This window comes from Rhizobium sp. L43 (assembly GCF_002531725.1).
Taxonomy (GTDB): Bacteria; Pseudomonadota; Alphaproteobacteria; order Rhizobiales; family Rhizobiaceae; genus Rhizobium.
Genome location: NZ_NWSQ01000009.1, coordinates 147,279 through 169,144, shown reverse-complemented (window position 1 = coordinate 169,144; position 21,866 = coordinate 147,279). Strand labels below are relative to the sequence as shown.

The following is a 21,866-nucleotide window of genomic DNA, read 5'->3' as shown; positions in this document are numbered from 1 at the left end:
CGTCAATTTCTTTACGTAAGTTAGCCGCTGCAATGCCTGGGAGCGCTGCCGTGGGGCGCGTTGCCATGTCGAGTAAACACTTACTAGAGTGGCGTGACATCAATTGCTGGAGTGGGGGAGACACAATGGCATCGCGTAGGTTTTCCAAGGGCGTAACGTCGCTCGTTCTTTTTTCGTCGCTTGCATCGCCGTCCTTCGCCGGCGGTCTGGAGCGCGGCGGATACAATATCGATCAGCTGTTCGATACGTCGCCTTTCTCGTTTCAGTCAGGCGTGACCTACGTCACACCGCAGCGCAGGCTGAAGGACGTCCGTGACACGAATACCTCCGTCTTCACCGGGGGTGGCAATCTGAACACCCGTCCGGACAGCGCCGACGAGACGGCGAATTACACCATTCCCTATATCGGCTTCAAAGCCGGCTTCGCCGATACGATCGACTGCCTCATCGACTATTCCGAGCCCTTTGGCGGGCATTCCAATCCCGGTTTGAACTGGGCGGGCGCCAACAACAATATCGAAACGGAGATCAAAACCCGCAACTATGGCGGCACCTGCTCCTATCGCTTCGACGTCGGCCCGGGACAGCTTCGCTTCATTGGCGGCGCCTTCTATCAGGAAGTCGAGGGCTTCAAGGAGCGGTTAGTTTCCACGCTTCCGCTTCTGCTCGGCACCGGCAACGGCATCGGCCGCCTCGATCTCGAAGATAGCGGCTGGGGCTGGCGCGCCGGTCTGGCTTACGAGATCCCGGAATATGCGATGCGCGCGAGCCTCGTTTATAACAGCCGCGTCAAGTACGATAACCTGACCGGCACCGTTGATCTCCGTCAGGTTCCAGTTGTGCCGACATTTGGAGGTCAAATCACGGACGTCTTCGGCTCTGCCGAAGCGCCGGATTCGCTGGAGCTGAAGTTGCAAAGCGGTATCGCTCCGGATTGGCTCGCCTTCGGATCGGTCAAGTGGACGAACTGGAGTGTCCTCCAATCTGTGCCTTTCTGCCCGAAGTCGACGAAAGGCCTCGCTGCCTGTACTTCCGGCGGTGCGACGGAGCTGACCTCGCTCGACCTTCTTTATCGTGACGGCTGGACGATCAGCGGTGGTGTCGGCCACAAGTTCAACGATCAGTGGGCAGGCGCCGTCAGCCTGACATGGGACCGCGGCACCAGCCAGGGCTATGGCGCGCAGACCGACAGCTGGACGGTGGGCCTCGGTGCCGCCTACACGCCGACCGAACATATCGAATGGCGCTTTGCCGGTGCCGTGGGCGTGTTGACGAGCGGTTCGTCCGGCGTTGTGACCCAGAACGGCGTCACGTTTGGAGATGATGTCTCTTATTCCTTTGGCAACGATCTGGTCGCTGCACTGTCGACAAGCCTAAAGGTCAAGTTCTAATTCCACGATTTGAAGAATTGAAGAGCCCGGCACTGCCGGGCTCTTCTTTATTTGCGCTCGTTAATCATGCCGTTTCCCGGTCCCGTTTTGTGACGATTCAGCAACACTTTTTTACGATGGTTTGCGTATGGTGGCCGTGGGGCGAATTTGTCCATTTCCCGCCACAAAGAGGGAGCACCGCTATTTGCAGGCGAGGAGATGGCAGGCTTACGGTGCGTGTAGTTAGTAGCATGGGTCGATTTTTTTCCGGTAACAGCAGATCGCGCGATACGATTGGCAACAATCGTTTGTTTGCGGTCGTTTCGCTTTCCGCACAAGGCTGTTCCAGCCGCCAATCCGGCCCCGCGGCGACGCCGTCGAGCCGTTCATTGTTGCGGTTTTCGCCCCGCTCGGATGAGCAGCCCGGCGTTGCCGGAGCTGTCGATACCGGTTTCGTCACATTTGCTGTTTACGAATGCGATAAAGGCGGGAAGGTGGATGCCGCACCTGCCGAAAGAGTGCCACGGAGATTGCAGTCGGTCCATGCCGGGAGCCGGGTGGTTCTGAACGATGCGCTGAAAATTCGGCCTTTGAGAAAAGGCCATTGGGCTGGATGCGACGCGGGCAAAGGAGCCATGGAGCTCGCCGCGGGATCGCTCGCCTCGAAGGAATACATCCGCGGAATGCACGGCGCCAGCGCCGCTGCCTCCTGCCTGTGATGAGCGAAAGAAATCGGTTGAAATGGTGACGTCCGAGTTCAAACTGTTCAAATTCATGCTGATGGGCATGTCTATGGTCGTTGCGTTGGCCATGACCTGCCCGGCCCGCGCCTTCGACATCAAGGCGGGCGTTAGCAAGGAATCCGGTCCTTTCGACCTCTTCAAGTTCGGCTTCAAGGCCTATAAGAACGGACAGAAGGAAGAGGCCGTCGAAGCCTATAAATACGCCGCCGAAAAGGGGCACACCGGCTCGCGCTGGGCGCTCGCCAATATGTATGCCGATGGCGACGGCGTCACGCAGGATGATTTCGAAGCCTTCAAGATCTACAGCGAGATCGCCCAGCAGGGCGTCGAACCCGGCTCGGAAGATACCGGCTTCTTCGTCAATGCGCTGCTCTCGCTCGCCAATTATTACAAGCACGGCATTTCAGGCAGTCCGGTCCGGATCGACCTCAGCCAGGCACGCCAGCTTTATTTTCAGGTGGCCTCCACCTTTGGCGTTCCCGAAGCGCAGTTCCAGCTGGCGCAGATGATGCTGGCCGGCGAGGGCGGCAATGCCAGCCCACAGCAGGCGAAGAAATGGCTGAACCAGGCCCGCAAGAGCGGTCATCCCGGCGCCATGGCGGTTTTCGGTAATATTCTGTTTGACGAAGGCCAGACGGCCCGCGGCCTGGCGCTGATGACGGCAGCACTCGACCGCTGCAAGCCGAAGGATTGCAGCTGGATGGAAGCGCTGCAGGAACAGGCCTTCTCGGTTGCCAACGAGGCCGACCGCCGCACGGCAGTATCCCTCTCGCACAGCATCGCGACCGGCTCCGACGATTAAGGTGAGAGCCTCAGACGGCCTGAGGCGAGAGCCTCAAGCGGCGAAATCGAAATAGGCGATAACAGGCACGTGGTCGGACGGCTTTTCCCAGGCCCGCACATGTTTTTCGATCGCAGCCGACGTCATCCGATCGGCGGCTTCCGGCGACAGCAGCAGATGGTCGATGCGGATGCCGTTGTTCTTCGGCCAGGCGCCGGCCTGATAATCCCAGAAGGAATAGAACTGCGTCGCATCCGTCGTTGCGCGCACCGCATCCGTCAGCCCGAGATTTTCGAGCTTGCGGAACGCCTCGCGCGTCTGCGGCAGAAACAGCGCGTCGTTTTCCCAGACCTTGGGGTCGAAGCAATCGTGCGGTTCCGGAATGACATTGTAATCGCCGGCAAGCACCAGCATCTCTTCATAGGTCAGTCGCTCAGCGGCAAACGCCCGCAGGCGCTCCATCCAGGCGAGCTTGTAGGGATACTTCTCCGTGTCGACGGGATTGCCGTTCGGCAGGTAGAGGCAGCAGACGCGCAGAATGCGCGTGTCGGGCAGCGTGAACACCGCTTCGAGAAAGCGCGACTGTTCGTCCAGCGGATCGCCGGGCAGGCCGCGGTTCACTTCGGAGGGTGAACTCTTGGAGAGGATCGCGACGCCGTTGAAGCCCTTCTGGCCGTGCGTCTCGACGTGATAGCCGAGCGCCTCGATCTCCAGCCGCGGAAACCCTTCGTCGACCGTCTTGATCTCCTGCAGGCAGACGATATCCGGATCGGAATCCTTGAGCCATTGGGTGAGATTGTCGATGCGCGCCTTGACGCCGTTGATGTTCCAGGTCGCGATCTTCATGGCTCTGTCCCGTTCATAACGACATGCATAAAAACAAAGAGCTAAAGCGCGTCGCATGAATCAGCGGTGATGCCACGTGCTTTTGGTGCGCTTCTTTTATCGCGGTCTTTTGCAACAGGACAAGACGATAAACCGGCCGAGAACAATTCTTCGGCCGGTTCGATGGGGACAATGTGGTGTGTTCAGATCTTCAGATCGAGAAGCTGGTGCCGCAACCGCAGCTTGCGACCGCATTCGGGTTCTTGATCTGGAAGGATTGGCCAAGCAGATTGTCGACGAAGTCGATCTCCGAGCCCGCCATGTAGATGAGCGACAGGCTGTCGATCAGCACTTTGGCATTGTTTTTTTCGACGACGACGTCGTCGTCACCAGCGCCGTCGGCAAGATCGAACTTGTAGGAAAAGCCCGAACAGCCTCCGCCTTCGACGGAAACGCGCAGGGCGCTCTTGCCGGCTTCGGCGCCGACGATCGCAGCGATGCGCTTTGCTGCGGCATCTGAAAGGGTTACACTCGTATCCGTCATGTTTCCTCCTGCCGGGGTCAAGATCCGGAGAGAATGGGTTTTGGCACTCAAATGTTCAAATGCCTGATATCAAACAAACTTATCATGATCTTCGAAAAAAGGCCATGATGCGCCGAAGCGGTTAGGAAAGCGCCTCTTTGCCGTACGGTCGGGCTATAGGTATGAAGAGCGCAAAGCGGCGTCAATGGGCAGATGCGGCAACATGCAGGATGACGGTGAAGAATGACGATCGATACGCGTGCTTTAGGTTTCGGCAGCAGTGAAAGAGCGGTCTATGCGGCCGACCCCTGGACGAGCCGCGGGCGGCTCTATCCGGAGGACGGAAGCCCGACGCGCTCCGATTTTCAGCGCGACCGCGACCGCATCGTCCACACCACCGCCTTCCGCCGGCTGAAGCACAAGACCCAGGTCTTCATCGCTCAGGACGGCGATCACTACCGCACCCGGCTGACGCATACGATCGAGGTGGCGCAGATCGCCCGCGCGCTCGCCCGCGCCCTGAAGCTCGACGAGGATCTGGCCGAGGGCGTGGCGCTGGTCCACGATTTCGGCCACACCCCGTTCGGTCATACCGGCGAGGACGCGCTGCACGAGGTGTTGCTGCCTTATGGCGGCTTCGACCACAATGCCCAATCGCTGCGCATCGTGACCAAGCTGGAGCGGCGTTATGCCGAATTCGACGGCATCAACCTGACATGGGAAAGCCTCGAAGGTCTCGTCAAGCACAATGGTCCGCTGCTGACAGCTGATGATGTGGGCACACGCGGCCCGGTCCCGCAGCCGATCCTCGATTATTGCGAACTGCACGATCTCGAGCTTGCAACCTATGCCAGCCTGGAGGCCCAGGTCGCAGCGATCGCCGACGACATCGCCTATAACACCCACGATATCGATGACGGCCTGCGCTCCGGCTACCTGACGTTCGACATGCTGGAGGAAATCCCGTTCCTTGCCGGGCTGATGGCCGAAGTGAGGGCGCGATACCCGCATCTGGAGCCGAGCCGCTTCACCCATGAAATCATGCGCCGGCAGATCACCCGCATGGTCGAAGACGTGATCGGCGTGGCGCAGCAGCGCCTTTCCCTGCTGCGCCCCGAGAGCGCAGCCGACATCCGCGGCGCCGACCGGGTTGTCGCCACCTTCTCCGAGGGGATGGCCGAAACCGACAGGCAGATCAAGGCGATGCTCTTCAAACGCATCTATCGCAATCCAGATATCATGCGCATCCGCGCCGGTGCGGCCCAGATCGTCACCGATCTCTTTGCCGCCTACATGGCCAATCCAAAGGAGATGCAGAGCCATTACTGGGTCGATCACATTGCCGGCCTCTCCGATGCGCCGAAGGCCCGCCATGTCGGCGATTATCTCGCCGGTATGACCGACACCTACGCGATCAGTGCCCACAGGCGATTGTTTGACCACACTCCGGATTTGCGATAGGCAGCGGTCGCCCAGCCAAGGGCCGATTTGCTTTTGGCACAGCCTATGCATGGAAGAGTGCGATGAACCTTTTTACCGACTTCGAAGCCAGGATCAAAACCGCCCTTGAACAGATCGATCTGGTCAGGGAAAGGCGATCCGAGCTCGATTTCGGCCGCATCGCCGTCGAGCCGCCACGTGACGCGAGCCACGGCGATGTCGCCACCAATGCAGCAATGGTGCTGGCAAAACCGCTCGGAACCAACCCGCGCGCGCTGGCCGACGTCATCATCGCCAAGCTGAAGGAGGATGCCGACGTCGCCGATGTTTCGGTTGCGGGTCCTGGTTTCATCAACATTCGCCTCGCCGTCGGTTATTGGCAGCGTCTTCTCGCCTCGATGATCGGCGCCGGCACCGATTATGGCCGCTCGACGTTGGGTGAGGGCAGGAAGGTCAACGTCGAATATGTCTCGGCCAATCCGACCGGCCCGATGCATGTCGGCCATTGCCGCGGCGCCGTCGTCGGCGATGCGCTCGCCAACCTGCTCGCCTTTGCCGGCTACGGCGTCGAGAAGGAATATTATATCAACGATGCCGGCTCTCAGATCGACGTGCTCGCCCGCTCCGTCTTTCTGCGCTATCGCGAAGCGCTCGGCGAAAAGATCGGCGAGATCCCTTCCGGTCTTTATCCGGGTGACTATCTCGTGCCCGTCGGCCAGTCGCTTGCCGCCGATTACGGCGTGCGGCTGCACAACATGCCGGAAGACCAGTGGATGCCGATCGTCAAGGATCGCACCATCGACGCGATGATGGTGATGATCCGCGAAGATCTGGCGGCGCTGAACGTCCATCACGACGTCTTCTTCTCCGAACGCACGCTGCATGCTAATGGCGCGGCCGCGATCCGCACGGCGATCAACGACCTGACCTTCAAGGGCTATGTCTACAAGGGCACGTTGCCGCCGCCGAAGGGTCAGCTTGCCGAGGACTGGGAGGATCGCGAACAGACGCTGTTCCGCTCGACCGAGGTGGGCGACGATATGGACCGGCCGCTGATCAAGTCGGACGGCTCCTACACCTATTTCGCCGCCGACGTCGCGTACTTCAAGAACAAGTTCGATCGTGGTTTCGACGAGATGATCTATGTGCTCGGCGCCGACCATGGCGGCTATGTCAAGCGCCTGGAAGCGGTTGCACGCGGCGTTGCGGATGGTAAGGCGAAACTGACGGTGCTGCTCTGCCAGCTCGTCAAGCTCTATCGCAACGGCGAGCCGGTGAAGATGTCGAAACGTTCGGGCGACTTCGTCACGCTTCGGGACGTCGTCGAGGAAGTCGGCCGTGATTCGGTCCGTTTCATGATGCTCTACCGCAAGAATTCCGAGCCGCTCGACTTCGATTTCGCCAAAGTGACGGAACAATCGAAAGATAATCCGGTTTTTTACGTGCAGTATGCGCATGCCCGCTGCATGTCGGTCTTCCGGCAGGCGAGGGAGGCCTTTCCCGGGCTCGAAGTTTCGCCCGAGGAACTCGCGAAAACCGTTGCAGGCATTGGCGATCCGGCCGAATTGCAGCTTGTCGCCAAGCTCGCCGAATTCCCGCGGATCGTCGAGGCGGCGGCCCAGTCGCAGGAGCCGCATCGCGTCGCTTTTTACCTCTACGACCTCGCCAGTTCGTTCCACGCGCACTGGAACAAAGGTAAAGATCAACCGGAATTACGATTTGTTAATGATAAAAACCGAGAATCAAGTATTGCCAGACTTGGGCTGGTGTACGCCGTCGCGTCGGTTTTGAAGTCGGGACTTGCCATTACAGGCACTGCCGCACCGGACGAAATGCGATAACGTCACCATTTCCCCACATTGCGCTGGCATTTGAGCGTTGGCGTTTGCGAGTGGGATAGGCATGGCTGATAAACAACTTGCGTATGATACGCGCGGAAAAGACGATCTGTTTGCCGACGATGATCCGTTGGCCGAACTGGCCCGTATCGTCGGCTTCGAGCCGCGTGTTGCAGCAAATACGACTGAAGCACGGCGCGAGCCTGCCCTCGATCTCGAGGACGAGCTTGGGCGCGAGTTCGACCGTTACGATTCGCCACGTCCGCTCGCAGAGCTCGATCGGCCCGCCGAGCCGATCTCTGATGACGTCGCTCCTGAAGATTACATCGAGCCCGCGCTCGATGTTTCTCCCGCTGCCGAGAGAGCGGAGGTTCCCGAGCCGGTTTCTGTCGCCCCTGTTGAGGCAGAGGAAGCGGTCGTGCCTGCCGCAAGCAACTGGGACGCACCCGACGACGACCGGGCGGCCTGGTCGCAGCAGCTTGCCGTCGAGCCCGCCGCGGCGCCGGTGCAATCGGCCTTCGGCGGTGCGCGTGACCTGATCGAAGAGCTTGAGCTGTCGATCGGCACTGCCCCGGTCTCTTCGCTGCCGCAGCCCGCCAAGACGCCGCAATGGTCGGCCGCAAGCATCAGGCTGCCGCTTGCCAATTTCCACGCCGCAAAACGCGAGGAGACGGTTGTTCCGCCGGTGTCTGAGGCCGAAGCGGTTGCAGCAGCGCCGGTGGCAGAAACCCCGTCCGCCGATGTTCCCGCTGCAGAGCCACAGCCGGTGATCGAGCCGGTCGCCCCCGTCGTCGAGCAGTTGGCCCCCGTCGTCGCTGTCGAACCGTCCGGGGAATTCGAAACCGCGTCTTCGTCGCTTGGCTTCCCTGCCGAACTCGATCGCCACGACGAGGTGATCGCGTCGGAAGAGCCTGCCGAGGCCGAGGACTTCGTCGAAATCGAAGACGAGCTGGAAGATTTCGGCTCCGACGCCGGTTTCGATCTCATTGCCGCCGCCGTCGAAGGCGAGATTCAGGCCGATGCCGCACTGACCGAGGTCGTACCCGAGGTTCCGCACACTGCCGGCACTTTCGATCTTGACGATCTGCTCGCCGACGTCTCGCGCTATCCGGTGCCGCAACGCCCCAATCCGGCCCCGGTTTCGCCGCAGGCCGCATCGATCGAGGCAATGCCCGTTGCTGCCGCCCCCGTGGCCGCCGCATTTGTCGAGCCGCAAGTGATCGCGCCCGCACCGGTCGCTGCCGTACCCGTTCGGCCGGCTGCGATCGAGGCGGCTCCCACCTATGCTGCTGAAGCCGCAAGGCCGGTCGCGCCGCCGCTTGCCGAGGTCATTGCGCCCCAGCCTGCCGCGACGGCGCCTTCGCGGGCGCCGCAGCCTGTTGCGGAAGCCGACGACCCCTTCGCCGGCCATGATTTCGAGCTGGATCTTGCCGGCATCGAACTGGAACTCGCCGATCTGGATTTCTCCGAGCAGATCGAAGCTGCGCCGCAGCCGGAGCCCCAGCCGATAACCCCTGCGCCACAGCAGGTCGCCGCCGTCGCTCCGCGGGCCGCTCCCGCTTTTGCGCCTGAGCCGCCAGTTCCTGCTTTTCAGCAATCCGCCGTCTCTGCGCGACCGGCTCCGGCCGTCGTTCCCGAGCCGCAGACGCCAGCTCCGGCTCCGGTTTTCAACTGGGCGGCGCCGGTCGCCGACACCACAGAAGATCTGCCATTCGATCCGGCGATGATCTCCGATCCGGAGGAACGTCCTGAGACTGTCGAGGACATGCATGTGCCGGCGCTGCCGCCGGTCGAGCAGCCCGCACCGGTCGCGAAAGCTCAGGATTTGGATTTTGATCTCGACGCGGAGATCGCGAGCTTCTTTGAGCCGGCTAAGCCGCGGGAGAACCTGGCGCCGGTCAGGGATACGGCTGCTGCCGCGGCAAAGCCGGTCAAGCCCACCATCGCCGATGGCCTTGACGATTTCGAACGGGCGCTGGAGGAGGATTTCCGCCGCAGCGTGCGCGAGCCGGTCGAGCGCCGCGAGACCTCCGAGGTCCGGATTGAATCGGCAAGCCAAGCGGCGGATTTCAGCCGTGCCCGGTCGATGCGCCGGCTGCTTGCCGGAGCCGTCGTGCTCGTGGTCTTCGCCGGCGTCGGTTATGGTGTCTATTCCTCCGTCTGGAACGGCGAGGGGCTCGGCATTGTCGCAACCGGCGAGCCGCGCGTGATCGTTGCCGACAAGGAGCCGGTCAAGGTCGTTCCGGAAAATCCCGGTGGCAAGACCGTGCCGAACCAGGACAAGGCCGTCTACGACCGCGTCGCGGGTTCTGCCGAGGAGCCGAAGCAGAAGGCGCTCGTGTCTTCCGACGAGGCGCCGGTCGATGTCGTCCAGCGCACGCTGACACCGGAATCCCTGCCTGAGGACGACGAGAACGCCAACGCCGGCGATCAGGTCTCGCCGACCGCAGTCGGTGAGACCGAGGATCCGCGTCTGCTGCCGAACCAGGACGACGCCGGCAACGCTGCCGCAAGCGATGCCGACAAGACGCCGTCCGTTTCACCGCGCAAGGTCCGCACGATGATCGTCAAGCCTGACGGCACCCTGGTCGCCCGTGAGGAACCGGAGCCCGCCGACCAGCCGACGCAGTCTGCCCAGCCGACGCAGTCTGCCCTGGCGGCACCGTCTGCCCAGCCGACGCCCTCGGCGCTGCCGCCGTTGACGGCCCAGACGACGCCATCGACCCCGCCGGTCGGTGGAACGGCCGCAAGCTTCCCGGCAAGCGCCGAGGTTGCTTCCGCCGATGCGCGTTCCGCAGCGCCTGCCGAAACCGCGCCGGCGCAGCCGCCGCTTGCCAACGCCGACGCGCAGGCCGCAAATCCCGCCCCGGTCGAGCCGCCGGTGCGTCCGGTCAAGACCACGGCGATGACCGACACGGCGCCGATCCCGACTGCCCGCCCGGTCGATCAGCCCGTCAACGTCGTCGGCACCGTGACCGAGAAGGGCAATGTCCGCCCGCCGGCACAGCAGCCGAAGGCCGCACAGCAGGCGACGACCGAGGTCGCGGCCGCAGCACCGGCTGCCGCAAAGCCGCAGCCGGCCGCGTCGGCCGGCGGCTACGGCATCCAGATCGCCTCGCTGCCGTCGGAAGACGAGGCGAACAAATCCTATGCCAATCTGTCGAAGAAATTCGCCGGCGTGCTGGGTGGCCGCGCTCACGAGATCCGCAGGGCCGATATCGCCGGCAAGGGCACCTTCTACCGCGTCCGTATTCCGGCCGGCTCAAAGGACGAGGCGGCTGCGCTCTGCGAACAGTATCGCGCGGCGGGCGGAAGCTGCCTGATCTCCAAGTAGAATCGGTTCTGAAACCAATATCAGAGCGGCGGGCCGGATCGGTCCGCCGCTCTTTTTTGTGCATCGCGCGGGACCTTGCTCGCATTTGGCCGGGCGCCGTCGAGAGCCTTTCCTGGTCAGATTGCAGCATTCTGTTGGCTCAAACGGAGTCGGATAGTCGACCGGCCGGCGCGCGTCGTAGCCCAGCTCTACGGCCAAGCCGGCCGGTCGATCAGCCGGCCCGTTTCAGCCAACCCGAAGGGCCGGGCATCTTTCCACCAGGATCAAAGGCGATCGGCTCGGACGTACCAAGGGGTATGCCCTTCGCCAATCGCCTCTGCCCTGACGAAAACCTGCTCCGGCAGAATGCTTCAATCTGACCAGGAAAGGCTCTAAGATTCTTAAATGACCGAATCAAAAGCGATGATCCTTGGCTGCAGCGGCCTTGCCCTCACATCCGAAGAGAAAGCCTTCTACCGGGACGAACGGCCCTGGGGCTTCATCCTCTTCGGGCGCAACATCTCCGAAGCGCAACAGATCACTGACCTTGTTGCGGAGATGCGCGACAGCGTCGGCTGGCATGCGCCGGTGCTGATCGACCAGGAGGGCGGCCGCGTCCAGCGCATCCGTCCGCCGGTTTTCGCCCGTTATCCCTCCGGCCAGGCGCTCGGCGATCTCTATCGCAGCGACCCGGCGCTCGGCCTGCGCGCCGCATGGCTGATGTCGCGGCTGCATGCCTTCGACCTTTCCAGCCTCGGCATCGATGTCGACTGCCTGCCGGTGCTCGACGTGCCGGTCGAGGGCAGCAGCAACGTCATCGGCGACCGTGCCTATGGCGGCGATCCCGAGACCGTTATCGCCATGGGCCGGGCGGCTGCCGAAGGGCTGAAGGCCGGCGGCCTGTTGCCTGTCATGAAGCATATGCCCGGCCACGGCCGCGGCTTTGCGGATTCACATCTGGAGCTGCCTGTCGTCACCGTCTCGCGCGATGAGCTGGAGGCGCATGATTTCCCGCCCTTTATCGCGATGAAGGACGAACTGATGGCGATGACCTGCCACCTCGTCTTCACCGCAATCGACCCGGACAATCCGGCGACGACCTCGCGCAAGGTGATCGACGGCATCATCCGTCAGCATATCGGCTTTACCGGTCTGCTGCTTTCCGACGACAGCTCGATGAATGCGCTTTCCGGCACGATCGGAGAACGTGCGGCGAATATCATTGCAGGCGGATGCGATATCGTGCTGCATTGCAATGGCCATATGGACGAGATGCTGGATGTCGTGGCAAATGTTCCGCCGCTCGCCGGTCTATCGCTTGCCCGCGCAAAAGCGGTAGAAGCAGGCTTCGCGGCGCCGGATAGTTCCGACGAAGCGGAATTGAGGGCGGAATTCGAGGCGATGTTTGCGATCGTGTGATCGCAGAGGAGCAGGGTGGTGAACACGGTCAAGGGCACGGAACGTCCGCAGGCGGCAACGCCGATGGACAAGTTGTGGCAGGATAATGGTGCCGAGCGCGCCAGCCACGAGCCGGCGCTGGTGATCGACGTCGCCGGCTTCGAAGGCCCGCTCGACCTTTTGCTCTATCTCGCCCGCAACCAGAAGGTCGACCTGTCGCGCATCTCGGTGCTGGCGCTCGCCGAGCAATATCTGCAGTTCGTCGAAAGCGCCCGGCGCATCCGCATCGAGCTTGCCGCCGATTATCTCGTGATGGCGGCCTGGCTTGCCTATCTCAAGTCACGGCTGCTCATTCCCCAGCAGGTCAAGGACGACGGTCCTTCCGGCGAGGAACTGGCGGCAACGCTCGCCTTCCGGCTGAAACGTTTGGAAGCCATGCGCCAGGCGGCGGAGGGCCTCGTCAACCGCAACCGCCTCGGCCGGGATATCTTCGTACGCGGCGCGCCGGAACATATTCCCGACCGGCAGCAATCCGCTTATGCGGCAAGCCTCTACGATCTCTTGACCGCCTATGCGGCGCTGCGGCAGCGCAATGCCGTCACCCAGGTGACGATCGAGCGGCGCAGCGTCTGGTCGCTGACCGATGCCCGTGAGCTGCTGACCCAGATGATCGGCGAGGTCGGTGACTGGACGGCGATGGAGCATTATCTGCTGCGTTATCTCGCGGCGCCCGAGGAACGCGTCACGGCAATTGCCAGCGCCTTTGCCGCCTCGCTGGAACTGGTGCGCGAGGGCAAGCTCGAAATCCGCCAGGACGGCGCCTTTCAGCCGATATATATGCGCCGCGGTCCCAAACACGCCACGCTGCAGGTGGTGGAGCAGGAGCAGCCGGTTTGATCGATCTTAAGGGCGAAGAGGATTTCGAGGGCGATTTCGAAGACAGGAGCCGCGACCTGCAGGCCGAGATCGAGGCCGAGCGCATCGCCGAGGCGCTGGTCTTCGCCTCGTCGCAGCCGGTCTCCGAAGGCTTCCTCGCCGAGCGCCTGCCTGAGAAGACCGACGTGCGTGCCATCATGCTGCGGCTGAAGGAGCACTATGCGCCGCGCGGCGTCAATCTCGTGCAGGTCGAGGGTGCCTGGGCCTTCCGCACCGCTGCCGATCTCTCCTTCGTCATCCGCCGTGACGACAATGAGGTGAAGAAGCTTTCGCGCGCCGCTCTCGAAGTGCTGGCGATCATCGCCTATCACCAGCCGGTGACGCGCGCCGAGATCGAGGATATCCGCGGCGTCCAGACCTCGCGCGGCACGCTCGACGTGCTGATGGAAGCCGGCTGGGTGCGGTTTCGCGGCCGCCGGCGCACGCCGGGCCGGCCGGTCACATTGGGCACGACACGCGATTTCCTCGACCATTTCGGTCTCGAAGAGCTGCGGGATCTGCCCGGTCTCGAAGAGTTGAAGGGAGCGGGCTTGCTGTCGGGCCGGATTCCGGCGAACTTCAATATTCCCTCGCCGTTGATGAACGATGAACTGACCGAGGACGAAGACCCGATCACCCAGATGGACCTCGAGGAATTGGGGTTGTTGGCGCCCCGCGGCACCTCTGAAGATTGAGGGGTTTGCGTCTTGCTTTTGCCATGCATGGCGAAAACAATGGAGCCAGCACTTTTCGGCGGGTCAATGGCTTGTCACAAAGGGCGATACCGTGACATTAAGCTCAGTTCGAAGGGCTTGATGTTGGAAACGGTGTCGGAAATCCTTACATCGTGGGAACATAGAAACAGGGAGTTAGCGTAATGGGTTCTTTTAGCATGTGGCACTGGCTGATCGTTCTGGTCATCGTGCTGTTGTTGTTCGGTCGCGGCAAGATTCCGGAACTGATGGGCGACGTTGCCAAGGGCATCAAGAGCTTCAAGAAGGGCATGACGGACGAGGACGCGCCGGACACGGCAAAGACCGTCGATCACAAGGCCGACGAAACGAAATAACCAAGTCCGGGAAAAAGCGCAGCCCCCGCGCTTCCCGTCCAGGAGCCTTGCATGTTCGATATTGGCTGGACCGAGCTTTTGGTCATCGCGGTCGTCCTGATCGTGGTGGTCGGTCCCAAGGATTTGCCGCCGATGCTGCGCGCTTTCGGCAAGATGACGCAGCGTGCCCGCAAGGTGGCGGGTGAATTCCGGGCGCAGTTCGACGAGGCGTTGCGTGAAGCCGAGCTTGACGATGTCCGCCAGACGATCAGCGACGCCCAGAAGCTCAACCCGGTCAACAGCCTGCGCGAGGCGATGAACCCGCTTCGCCAGATGGGCAACGAGATCAAGGCCGACCTGCAGAAGGCGACCGTGGTCACGGAAAACAAGACCGAAGTGCCGTCGGCTGCCGTCTCAGCCCCAACGCCGTCGATGAGCTTGCCGGAAACGCCGCCGTTGGTGCCGGCGCCTGCGCAGCCTGAGCCCGTCGCAGCGGCGGCGGTCCAGGCCGATACGGTTGGCGCCAAGCCGAAACCCGTGGGCAAGCCGCGCGTCAAGGCTGCCGACAAGGTCGATGCTGCGGCGGCCGTTGCCGTGCCCGTGGAAAAGCCGAAGCGCACGACGGCAGTCAGGAAGACTGCAACGCCGAAGAAGCCGGCGCAGACGAAGAAGGACGAGGCATGAGCGGTGATATCGAAGACAAGCCGCAGCCGTTGATCGAGCACCTGATGGAGCTGCGCACGCGGCTGATGTGGTCGATCGGCGCGTTTTTCGTCGCCTTCATCATATGCTTCTTTTTTGCCAAGCATCTCTTCAACTATCTGGTCATTCCCTACAAGACGGCCGTCGTGTGGGCGCATCTCGATGTCGAGAAGGCTCAGCTCATCTACACCGCGCCGCAGGAATTCTTCTTCACCCAGGTCAAGGTGGCGATGTTCGGCGGCCTGGTGGTCGCTTTCCCGATCATTGCCGCCCAGGTCTACAAGTTCGTGGCCCCCGGCCTTTACAAGAATGAGCGCCAGGCCTTCCTGCCGTTCCTGATCGCCTCGCCGGTCCTGTTCCTGATGGGCGGCGCGCTCGTCTATTTCTTCTTCACGCCGATGGTCATGTGGTTCTTCCTGTCGATGCAGCAGGCGCCGGGTCATGACGAGGTGGCAATCTCGCTGATGCCGAAGGTCTCGGAATATCTGAGCCTGATCATGACGCTGGTCTTCTCCTTCGGCCTCGTCTTCCAGTTGCCCGTCGTCACCACGCTGCTTGCCCGTGTCGGTCTGCTGACCTCGCAATGGCTCGCCGAAAAGCGCAAGTTCGCCATTGTGCTGGCCTTCGTCGTCGCCGCCGTGTTGACGCCGCCGGATCCGATGTCTCAGATCGGCCTTGCGATACCGACGATCCTTCTCTACGAGATTTCCATCTATGCGGCGCGACTCGTGGAGCGCCAGCGTGCCCGGCAGGCGGTCGAAAAGGACACCGGATCCGCAGACGTTGTCAAGACGGACAGCGTCTGAGCGGCGATCTCAATCCTTTCATGAACGCCGTCTCATCCGGTCGAAGCCAGGTCAGGCTTTGGCCGGGTCACTTCTGTTGCAACGATCTGGAACGACGATGCTCGATATCAAATGGATCCGTGAGAATCCCGAAGCGCTCGATGCCGCCCTTGCCAAGCGCGGTGCGGAGCCTCTGGCCCAAAGCCTCGTCACCCTCGATGAAAAGCGCCGCTCCGCCGTACAGAAGGCCCAGGACATGCTGTCCCGCCGCAACCTTGCCTCCAAGGAGATCGGCGCGGCGATGGCCCAGAAGAACGGCGAACTGGCCGAGAAGCTGAAGGCCGAGGTCGCCGAACTCAAGACGCTGCTGCCGGCGGTCGAGGAGGAAGACCGGCAACTGACGGCCGAACTCAACGATGCGCTGTCGCGGATCCCGAACATCCCCTTCGACGACGTCCCGGTCGGCAAGGACGAGCACGACAACGTCGTCACCCGTGTCGTCGGCGAAAAGCCGCGCTGGAACCACACGCCTAGGGAACACTTCGAAATCGGCGAAGCGCTCGGCTACATGGATTTCGAGCGCGCCGCCAAGCTCTCCGGCTCGCGCTTCACGGTGCTGACGGGACCGCTCGCCAAGCTCGAGCGCGCGCTCGGCCAGTTCATGATCGATCTCCACACCAGAGAGCACGGCTATACGGAAGTCAGCTCGCCACTGATGGTGCGCGCCGAGGCGGTGTTCGGCACCGGCAGCCTGCCGAAGTTCGAAGAAGACCTCTTCAAGACCACAGACGGCCGCTATCTGATCCCGACGGCCGAGGTGACGCTGACAAATCTTGTGCGCGAGGAAATCCTCGATCAGGAAAAACTGCCGCTGCGCTTCACCGCGCTGACGCCGTCCTTCCGTTCGGAAGCAGGCTCTGCCGGCCGCGACACGCGCGGCATGCTGCGCCAGCACCAGTTCTGGAAATGCGAACTCGTCTCGATCACCGATGCCGAAAGCGCCGTTGCCGAGCATGAACGGATGACCGCCTGCGCCGAGGAGGTGCTGAAGCGCCTCGGCCTGCATTTCCGCACCATGACGCTCTGCACCGGCGATATGGGCTTCGGCTCGCGCAAGACCTACGATCTCGAAGTCTGGCTGCCGGGGCAGAATGCCTTCCGTGAAATCTCTTCCTGCTCGGTCTGCGGCGATTTCCAGGCTCGGCGGATGAATGCGCGCTACCGCGGCAAGGACGACAAGAGCAACAGGTTTGTCCATACGCTGAACGGTTCCGGCACTGCCGTCGGCCGCTGCCTGATCGCGGTCCTCGAAAATTATCTGAACGAGGATGGTTCCGTCACGATTCCGGACGTTTTGCTCCCCTATATGGGCGGATTGACCAAAATCGAACGGGCGGCCTGAGGCGATGCGCATCCTGCTTACGAATGACGACGGCATTCACGCCGAGGGGCTCGCCGCCCTGGAGCGGATCGCGCGCACGCTGTCCGACGACGTCTGGATCGTGGCGCCCGAGACCGACCAGAGCGGCCTTGCCCATTCGCTGAGCCTGTCCGAACCGTTGCGGCTGCGCAAGATTTCCGACAAGCATTTCGCGCTGCGCGGGACGCCGACCGATTGCGTCATCATGGGTATCCGGCAGGTGATGGACATCAAGCCCGATCTCGTGCTGTCAGGCGTCAATTCAGGCTCGAACGTTGCCGACGACGTCACCTATTCCGGCACGATCGCGGGCGCCATCGAGGGCACCATGCAAGGCGTACGCTCCTTTGCGCTGAGCCAAGCCTATCTCTATGAGGACGGTGCACGCATCGTGCCCTGGGAAGTCTGCGAGACGCATGCGACGGCGCTTCTGGAAAAGCTGATGGTGCTCGACCTGCCGGAGGGCACATTCCTCAATCTGAACTTTCCGAATTGCCGTCCCGATGAGGTCGATGGCGCCGAGGTCACCATGCAGGGCAAGCTCGCCTTCAACCTGCAGGTCGACGCTCGCTCCGATGGCCGAGGCTTTCCCTATTACTGGCTGAAATTCGGGGAACGCGCCGGCGCTTTCATCGAAGGCACCGATATTCACGCCTTGAAGCATAACAAGATTTCGGTAACGCCTTTGAAACTGGATCTGACCGATTATTCCGTAACGGACCGCGTGGCGCGGGCCTTGGGATACGGAGCGCAGGTTTGACGGCAAGACTGGCCGAGAAGGAGGGCTTTGCGGCGCTCGTCCTCAGATTGCGTGCCGAAGGCATCTCCGACCTCGATCTGCTGACCGCTGTCGAGCAGACGCAGCGATCGCTCTTCGTGCCGCCGCAATTTGTCGATGACGCCTATTCGAGCCGGACGATTCCGATCGAATGCGGCTCCTTCCTTGAAGGCATCGATTTTGTCGTCCGCATCCTGCATCACCTCAAGGTCAAACCGGGACAGCGCGTCCTGGAAATCGGTACCGGCAGCGGCTTTACCGCCGCCGTCATAGGCCGCATGGCCGAGCGTGTTCTATCCATTGACCGCTACAAGACGCTGACATCGGCTGCGCAGCGGCGCATGGAATCGCTTTCTCTGCGCAACGTCATCATCCGCCACGCCGACGGCAGCGCCGGCATGCAGGGTGAGGGCACCTTCGACCGCATCCTGGTGACGGCGGCCTTCAACGCGATGCCGCGCTTTTATACCGACCAGCTGGTGTCCGGCGGCTCGATGATTGCGCCGCTGATGATTTCCGAGAACGAATGCCGCATGGTGCGGCTGACCAAAACCGGCAGCCGCTTCGAACGCGAGGAACTGTTCGAAGCACCCTATCTGCCGATCGTTCCGCGCCTTGCCTCGTTGCTGTAGATGCAGATGATTTCAGGCCGGATCGGCCTGAAATCTGAACATGCATCACGATCAGAGAGGCCGCTCGCAGTTTTCGCCATCATGCTCCGCGCACCTGCGATTTTTCACCCGTAAGCTATGGTTATCAACTTCTCAAAAATATCGCACTGATTCCAGCATCTTAACCGCGTGGTAATACTAACGCGTTTTAATAGACTCACAAATGGTTGCGTTCTCAGTGGGTCGAGTCAATGCGTTTCAGTCTTTCGCCGAAGTTCGGGAAGTCAGCCGGTAATCTTCTGGTTGTGGGTCTGCTTGCAAGTGCCGCAACAGGCTGCAGTTCCGATGTGACACGGTTCGGCGGCTTGTTTTCCTCCGCAGGGCAGGATCAGATCACCACCAGTTCCATTCCGCGCAGGGGTGGTGCTCAGGGGGATCCGGTGCCGCGCGCCGATCTCGGCGGCTCTGCCGTTGCCAGCCAGTCGGGTTACGGCGGCGGCAATGATGCGCTGAATCAGCCCTATCCCTCGCGGCCGAGTTACGATCCGGTCCGGACGTCGAGTGCGCGCATGGCTTCCGCGCCGGTTTCGGTGCAGCGTTCCGAGCTTGCTGCGCCGACGGCGGTTGCGCCCTCCCGGCAGCGGGAAAGGGAAGTCGCGCTCGCTCAGCCTTTCCCGGCTTCGCCGCAGGCTGAAAAGCCCCGTTTGGTGGCTCCCGCTCAACCGAAGGCAACGCCCGATCCTCTGACGACGGGCACGACGCCGAAGGTCTCCGGCTGGTCCGCGACCAATGCGCCGTCAGTGACGCTGCGTCCGGGTGAAAGCATCGCCACGCTCGCCAGGCGCTACGGTGTTCCGGAAAAGGAAATTCTGCGCGTCAACGCCTTGAAGACGGCATCTGCCGCCCAGCCCGGCCAGGCGATCCTGATCCCGACCCTCAACGGCGGCAATGCCGCCAAGGCGGCGTCGCAGGCGGCCGATCTCTCCAAGCCCGGCCAGATGCCGGAACCGGTAAAGGCGCCTGAGCAGAAGGTTGCCGTCGTTCCCGGTGCCAATTCCGTCCGCGACAAGACCATGGCGAGCGCCGATCCCGCTGGCAAGATCCCGGCCGGCGCCGGCAAGGATCCGAAAGCGCCTGCCGGCAGCTATGTCGTCAAGCAAGGCGATTCGCTGGCAAAGATCGCCAAGGCGACGGGTTCCAACGTCGACGATCTCAAGGCCGCCAACAATCTTTCGGGCAACTCGCTCCGCGTCGGCCAGGCCCTGAAGATCCCGAACGGCACTGCCGACAATATCAAGACCGCCTCGATCCCGGCCGAAAAGGTCGATCCGAAGCCGGCTCAGACGGCGCCCGCCCAGCAGACGGCCTCCGCTCAGCCCGCGCCCTACAAGGCGCCAGCCGCCACCCAGACGGTCGATGATGTCGAGAAAAAGTCTGACGTCAGCTCCGCCGCACCGGAATCGACCGGCATCGGCAAGTATCGCTGGCCAGTCCGCGGCCAGGTCATTGCTTCATACGGCGCCAACGTCAACGGCAACCGCAATGACGGTATCGACATCTCGGTGCCGCAGGGCACGCCGATCAAGGCCGCCGAAAACGGCGTCGTCATCTATGCCGGCAACGGCCTGAAGGAACTCGGCAACACGGTTCTCGTCCGTCACGACGACGGCACCGTCACCGTCTACGGCAATGCCGATACGCTGAGCGTCACCCGCGGCCAAAAGATCCAGCGCGGCCAGACCGTCGCCGTCTCCGGCATGAGCGGCGATGTCAAGCAGCCGCAGGTCCATTTCGAGGTGCGCAAGGACGCATCCCCGGTCAACCCGATGACTTTCCTGGAATAGGTACAGAGTACCAGGAAGCGCAAAAGCCCGGCCAACAGCCGGGCTTTTGTTTTTTGATGCATCTCGCACGAGACTGTGCCGGATTTATGCGACGTGATTTAGACTGAGTCGATGTGAACCCGCATGCGTCCGGCGAGGTCCTGGATATACTGCCAGGCGACACGGCCGGAGCGGGCTCCGCGCGTCGTTGCCCATTCCAGTGCCTCGGCATGCATCTTGCCGCGGTCGAGCCCGAGCTTGAAGTGATCGGCATAGCCGTCGATCATGCCGAGATAATCCTCCTGGCTGCATTTGTGGAAGCCGAGCCAGAGGCCGAAGCGGTCGGAAAGCGAAACCTTCTCTTCGACCGCCTCCGACGGATTGATCGCCGTCGACTGCTCGTTTTCCATCATGTGGCGCGGCAGGAGATGGCGCCGGTTGGATGTGGCATAGAAGAGCACATTGTCCGGCCGCCCTTCGACGCCGCCGTCGAGCGCAGCCTTCAGCGACTTGTAGGCGGTGTCGTCGTGATCGAAGGAGAGATCGTCGCAGAAGACGATCACGCGGTACGGCGTGTCCTTCAGAAGGTCGAGCAGATTGGGAAGGCTGGCAATATCCTCGCGATGGACTTCGACCAGCTTCAGCGCGACGCCGCTTTCGCGCCTGACATCCTCATGCACGGCCTTAACAAGCGAGGATTTGCCCATGCCGCGTGCGCCCCAGAGCAGCACGTTGTTGGCGGCATAACCCTCGGCGAAACGCACCGTATTTTCATGCAGGATGTCGCGGACATGATCGACGCCGCGGATGAGCTTCAACGCCACCCGGTTCGGCTTCTTCACAGGCTGCAGATGCTGGCGCATCGGCGACCAGACGAAACAGTCCGCCGCATCCCAGTCGTTGACGGCAGGCGCCGGCCCGGCAAGGCGCTGGACGGCATCGGCGAGCCGTTTCAGTTCGGCAAGCAGGGCGGTGTTGATTTCCTCGGTCATCGCAGGCCTCCTGTTTTTCGCTGCGTCATTCCGCTTTGATCTTTCGATGCCGCCTACCATGGCGTTTTACCGGCGGAAAGGTTATGAGGCAGCGGAATCGGTACTGTTCCCGGCTGTTTCTGTTGCATTCATCGAAGCGGCAATTATAGTCCGGCAACCTGAAAAAAGAGGCGGAGTTCCGCCGCCAAGCCTGAGGAGTTTAGCATGTTCATCACCCCGGCATTCGCCCAGAGCGCGACCGACACCGCAACCGGTTTCGGCGGCTCCGGTTTCGAAATGATCATCCTGTTCGTGCCGCTGATGGTCGTCTGGTACTTCCTGCTGATCCGTCCGCAGCGCGCGCAGGCAAAAAAGCGTGAGGAAACCCTGAAGGCGATCCGCCGCGGCGACCAGGTCGTCACCGGCGGCGGTCTCGTCGGCAAAGTCACCAAGGTCGTCGACGACAAGGAAGTCGAAGTCGAGATCGCAGAAGGCGTTCGCGTGCGCATCGTCCGCAGCGGCATTTCGGACGTTCGCGTCAAGGGTGAACCAGTCAAGGCCGACGCAGCGTAACAAGCGATA

20 protein-coding genes are annotated in these 21,866 nt (G+C 62.0%); 17 read left to right on the top strand and 3 right to left on the bottom strand.

What is annotated here, in order from left to right:
- The first annotated feature begins 125 nt into the window (after positions 1-125).
- From CO667_RS13995 to exoR, 3 genes are all read left to right on the top strand, one after another.
- A complete protein-coding gene (locus CO667_RS13995; protein WP_097618937.1) occupies positions 126-1,391 on the top strand; it encodes an OmpP1/FadL family transporter in 1,266 nt (421 codons plus the stop codon).
- Between the two features lie 230 nt (positions 1,392-1,621).
- Positions 1,622-2,089, top strand: coding sequence for a hypothetical protein (locus tag CO667_RS13990; protein WP_097618936.1), 468 nt, complete (start codon positions 1,622-1,624; stop codon positions 2,087-2,089).
- Between the two features lie 22 nt (positions 2,090-2,111).
- Positions 2,112-2,915, top strand: a complete 804-nt coding sequence (gene exoR, locus CO667_RS13985; RefSeq protein ID WP_097618935.1) for an exopolysaccharide production regulator ExoR — start codon at positions 2,112-2,114, stop codon at positions 2,913-2,915.
- A 33-nt stretch (positions 2,916-2,948) separates the two neighbouring features.
- On the opposite strand, the gene xth is transcribed toward exoR, so the two are convergent.
- Together xth and erpA are read right to left on the bottom strand one after the other, a co-directional pair.
- The gene (gene xth / locus CO667_RS13980; RefSeq protein WP_097618934.1) at positions 2,949-3,740 is read right to left on the bottom strand and encodes an exodeoxyribonuclease III; all 792 of its coding nucleotides are present in this window, start codon (positions 3,738-3,740) and stop codon (positions 2,949-2,951) included.
- Between the two features lie 190 nt (positions 3,741-3,930).
- A complete protein-coding gene (gene erpA / locus CO667_RS13975; protein ID WP_097618933.1) occupies positions 3,931-4,263 on the bottom strand; it encodes an iron-sulfur cluster insertion protein ErpA in 333 nt (110 codons plus the stop codon).
- A 222-nt stretch (positions 4,264-4,485) separates the two neighbouring features.
- On the opposite strand from erpA, the gene CO667_RS13970 reads away from it, so the two are divergent.
- The 13 genes from CO667_RS13970 (at position 4,486) to CO667_RS13900 (ending at position 20,334) form a co-directional block, all read left to right on the top strand.
- Positions 4,486-5,703 carry a deoxyguanosinetriphosphate triphosphohydrolase gene (locus tag CO667_RS13970; protein WP_097618932.1) on the top strand — a complete coding sequence of 406 codons (1,218 nt, stop codon included), beginning with the start codon at positions 4,486-4,488 and terminating at the stop codon, positions 5,701-5,703.
- Between the two features lie 62 nt (positions 5,704-5,765).
- A complete protein-coding gene (argS, locus tag CO667_RS13965) occupies positions 5,766-7,523 on the top strand; it encodes an arginine--tRNA ligase (protein WP_097618931.1) in 1,758 nt (585 codons plus the stop codon).
- Positions 7,524-7,584: 61 nt separating this feature from the next.
- On the top strand, positions 7,585-10,854 hold the full coding sequence (locus CO667_RS13960; RefSeq protein WP_097618930.1) for an SPOR domain-containing protein: 3,270 nt from the start codon (positions 7,585-7,587) through the stop codon (positions 10,852-10,854).
- Between the two features lie 384 nt (positions 10,855-11,238).
- A complete protein-coding gene (gene nagZ, locus CO667_RS13945) occupies positions 11,239-12,252 on the top strand; it encodes a beta-N-acetylhexosaminidase (RefSeq protein ID WP_097618929.1) in 1,014 nt (337 codons plus the stop codon).
- 18 nt (positions 12,253-12,270) lie between these two features.
- Entirely contained in the window at positions 12,271-13,128 is an 858-nt protein-coding gene (locus tag CO667_RS13940) for a ScpA family protein (protein WP_097618928.1), read from the top strand.
- Positions 13,125-13,841 (top strand): SMC-Scp complex subunit ScpB, encoded by a 717-nt coding sequence (gene scpB / locus CO667_RS13935; protein WP_097618927.1) that lies wholly within the window; start codon positions 13,125-13,127, stop codon positions 13,839-13,841. Before CO667_RS13940 ends, scpB begins: the two co-directional genes overlap by 4 nt.
- A gap of 182 nt (positions 13,842-14,023) precedes the next feature.
- Positions 14,024-14,215: a twin-arginine translocase TatA/TatE family subunit gene (locus tag CO667_RS13930; RefSeq protein WP_003538990.1), complete on the top strand. Its 192-nt coding sequence runs from the start codon at positions 14,024-14,026 to the stop codon at positions 14,213-14,215.
- 51 nt (positions 14,216-14,266) lie between these two features.
- A complete protein-coding gene (gene tatB, locus CO667_RS13925) occupies positions 14,267-14,878 on the top strand; it encodes a Sec-independent protein translocase protein TatB (protein WP_097618926.1) in 612 nt (203 codons plus the stop codon).
- On the top strand, positions 14,875-15,702 hold the full coding sequence (tatC, locus tag CO667_RS13920; RefSeq protein ID WP_097618925.1) for a twin-arginine translocase subunit TatC: 828 nt from the start codon (positions 14,875-14,877) through the stop codon (positions 15,700-15,702). Before tatB ends, tatC begins: the two co-directional genes overlap by 4 nt.
- Positions 15,703-15,799: 97 nt before the next feature.
- On the top strand, positions 15,800-17,083 hold the full coding sequence (serS, locus tag CO667_RS13915) for a serine--tRNA ligase (RefSeq protein ID WP_097618924.1): 1,284 nt from the start codon (positions 15,800-15,802) through the stop codon (positions 17,081-17,083).
- 4 nt (positions 17,084-17,087) lie between these two features.
- A complete protein-coding gene (gene surE, locus CO667_RS13910; protein ID WP_097618923.1) occupies positions 17,088-17,861 on the top strand; it encodes a 5'/3'-nucleotidase SurE in 774 nt (257 codons plus the stop codon).
- A complete protein-coding gene (locus tag CO667_RS13905; protein WP_097618922.1) occupies positions 17,858-18,511 on the top strand; it encodes a protein-L-isoaspartate(D-aspartate) O-methyltransferase in 654 nt (217 codons plus the stop codon). The genes surE and CO667_RS13905 overlap by 4 nt, the downstream gene beginning before the upstream one ends.
- Positions 18,512-18,741: 230 nt before the next feature.
- Positions 18,742-20,334, top strand: a complete 1,593-nt coding sequence (locus tag CO667_RS13900; protein WP_097618921.1) for a peptidoglycan DD-metalloendopeptidase family protein — start codon at positions 18,742-18,744, stop codon at positions 20,332-20,334.
- Positions 20,335-20,432: 98 nt separating this feature from the next.
- Here the strand turns inward: CO667_RS13900 and CO667_RS13895 are convergent, their stop codons facing one another.
- Positions 20,433-21,305, bottom strand: coding sequence for an ATP-binding protein (locus CO667_RS13895; protein WP_097618920.1), 873 nt, complete (start codon positions 21,303-21,305; stop codon positions 20,433-20,435).
- A 204-nt stretch (positions 21,306-21,509) separates the two neighbouring features.
- On the opposite strand from CO667_RS13895, the gene yajC reads away from it, so the two are divergent.
- Positions 21,510-21,857 (top strand): preprotein translocase subunit YajC, encoded by a 348-nt coding sequence (yajC, locus tag CO667_RS13890; RefSeq protein ID WP_097618919.1) that lies wholly within the window; start codon positions 21,510-21,512, stop codon positions 21,855-21,857.
- The last annotated feature ends 9 nt before the right edge of the window (positions 21,858-21,866 follow it).

Excerpts from the sequence above, each read along its gene's own strand:
- CO667_RS13995 (WP_097618937.1), top strand. The coding sequence starts at position 126 with ATGGCATCGCGTAGGTTTTCCAAGGGCGTAACGTCGCTCGTTCTTTTT.
- CO667_RS13990 (WP_097618936.1), top strand. The coding sequence starts at position 1,622 with ATGGGTCGATTTTTTTCCGGTAACAGCAGATCGCGCGATACGATTGGC.
- exoR (WP_097618935.1), top strand. The coding sequence starts at position 2,112 with ATGGTGACGTCCGAGTTCAAACTGTTCAAATTCATGCTGATGGGCATG.
- xth (WP_097618934.1), bottom strand. The coding sequence starts at position 3,740 with ATGAAGATCGCGACCTGGAACATCAACGGCGTCAAGGCGCGCATCGAC.
- erpA (WP_097618933.1), bottom strand. The coding sequence starts at position 4,263 with ATGACGGATACGAGTGTAACCCTTTCAGATGCCGCAGCAAAGCGCATC.
- CO667_RS13970 (WP_097618932.1), top strand. The coding sequence starts at position 4,486 with ATGACGATCGATACGCGTGCTTTAGGTTTCGGCAGCAGTGAAAGAGCG.
- argS (WP_097618931.1), top strand. The coding sequence starts at position 5,766 with ATGAACCTTTTTACCGACTTCGAAGCCAGGATCAAAACCGCCCTTGAA.
- CO667_RS13960 (WP_097618930.1), top strand. The coding sequence starts at position 7,585 with ATGGCTGATAAACAACTTGCGTATGATACGCGCGGAAAAGACGATCTG.
- nagZ (WP_097618929.1), top strand. The coding sequence starts at position 11,239 with ATGACCGAATCAAAAGCGATGATCCTTGGCTGCAGCGGCCTTGCCCTC.
- CO667_RS13930 (WP_003538990.1), top strand. The coding sequence starts at position 14,024 with ATGGGTTCTTTTAGCATGTGGCACTGGCTGATCGTTCTGGTCATCGTG.
- tatB (WP_097618926.1), top strand. The coding sequence starts at position 14,267 with ATGTTCGATATTGGCTGGACCGAGCTTTTGGTCATCGCGGTCGTCCTG.
- tatC (WP_097618925.1), top strand. The coding sequence starts at position 14,875 with ATGAGCGGTGATATCGAAGACAAGCCGCAGCCGTTGATCGAGCACCTG.
- serS (WP_097618924.1), top strand. The coding sequence starts at position 15,800 with ATGCTCGATATCAAATGGATCCGTGAGAATCCCGAAGCGCTCGATGCC.
- surE (WP_097618923.1), top strand. The coding sequence starts at position 17,088 with ATGCGCATCCTGCTTACGAATGACGACGGCATTCACGCCGAGGGGCTC.
- CO667_RS13900 (WP_097618921.1), top strand. The coding sequence starts at position 18,742 with ATGCGTTTCAGTCTTTCGCCGAAGTTCGGGAAGTCAGCCGGTAATCTT.
- CO667_RS13895 (WP_097618920.1), bottom strand. The coding sequence starts at position 21,305 with ATGACCGAGGAAATCAACACCGCCCTGCTTGCCGAACTGAAACGGCTC.
- yajC (WP_097618919.1), top strand. The coding sequence starts at position 21,510 with ATGTTCATCACCCCGGCATTCGCCCAGAGCGCGACCGACACCGCAACC.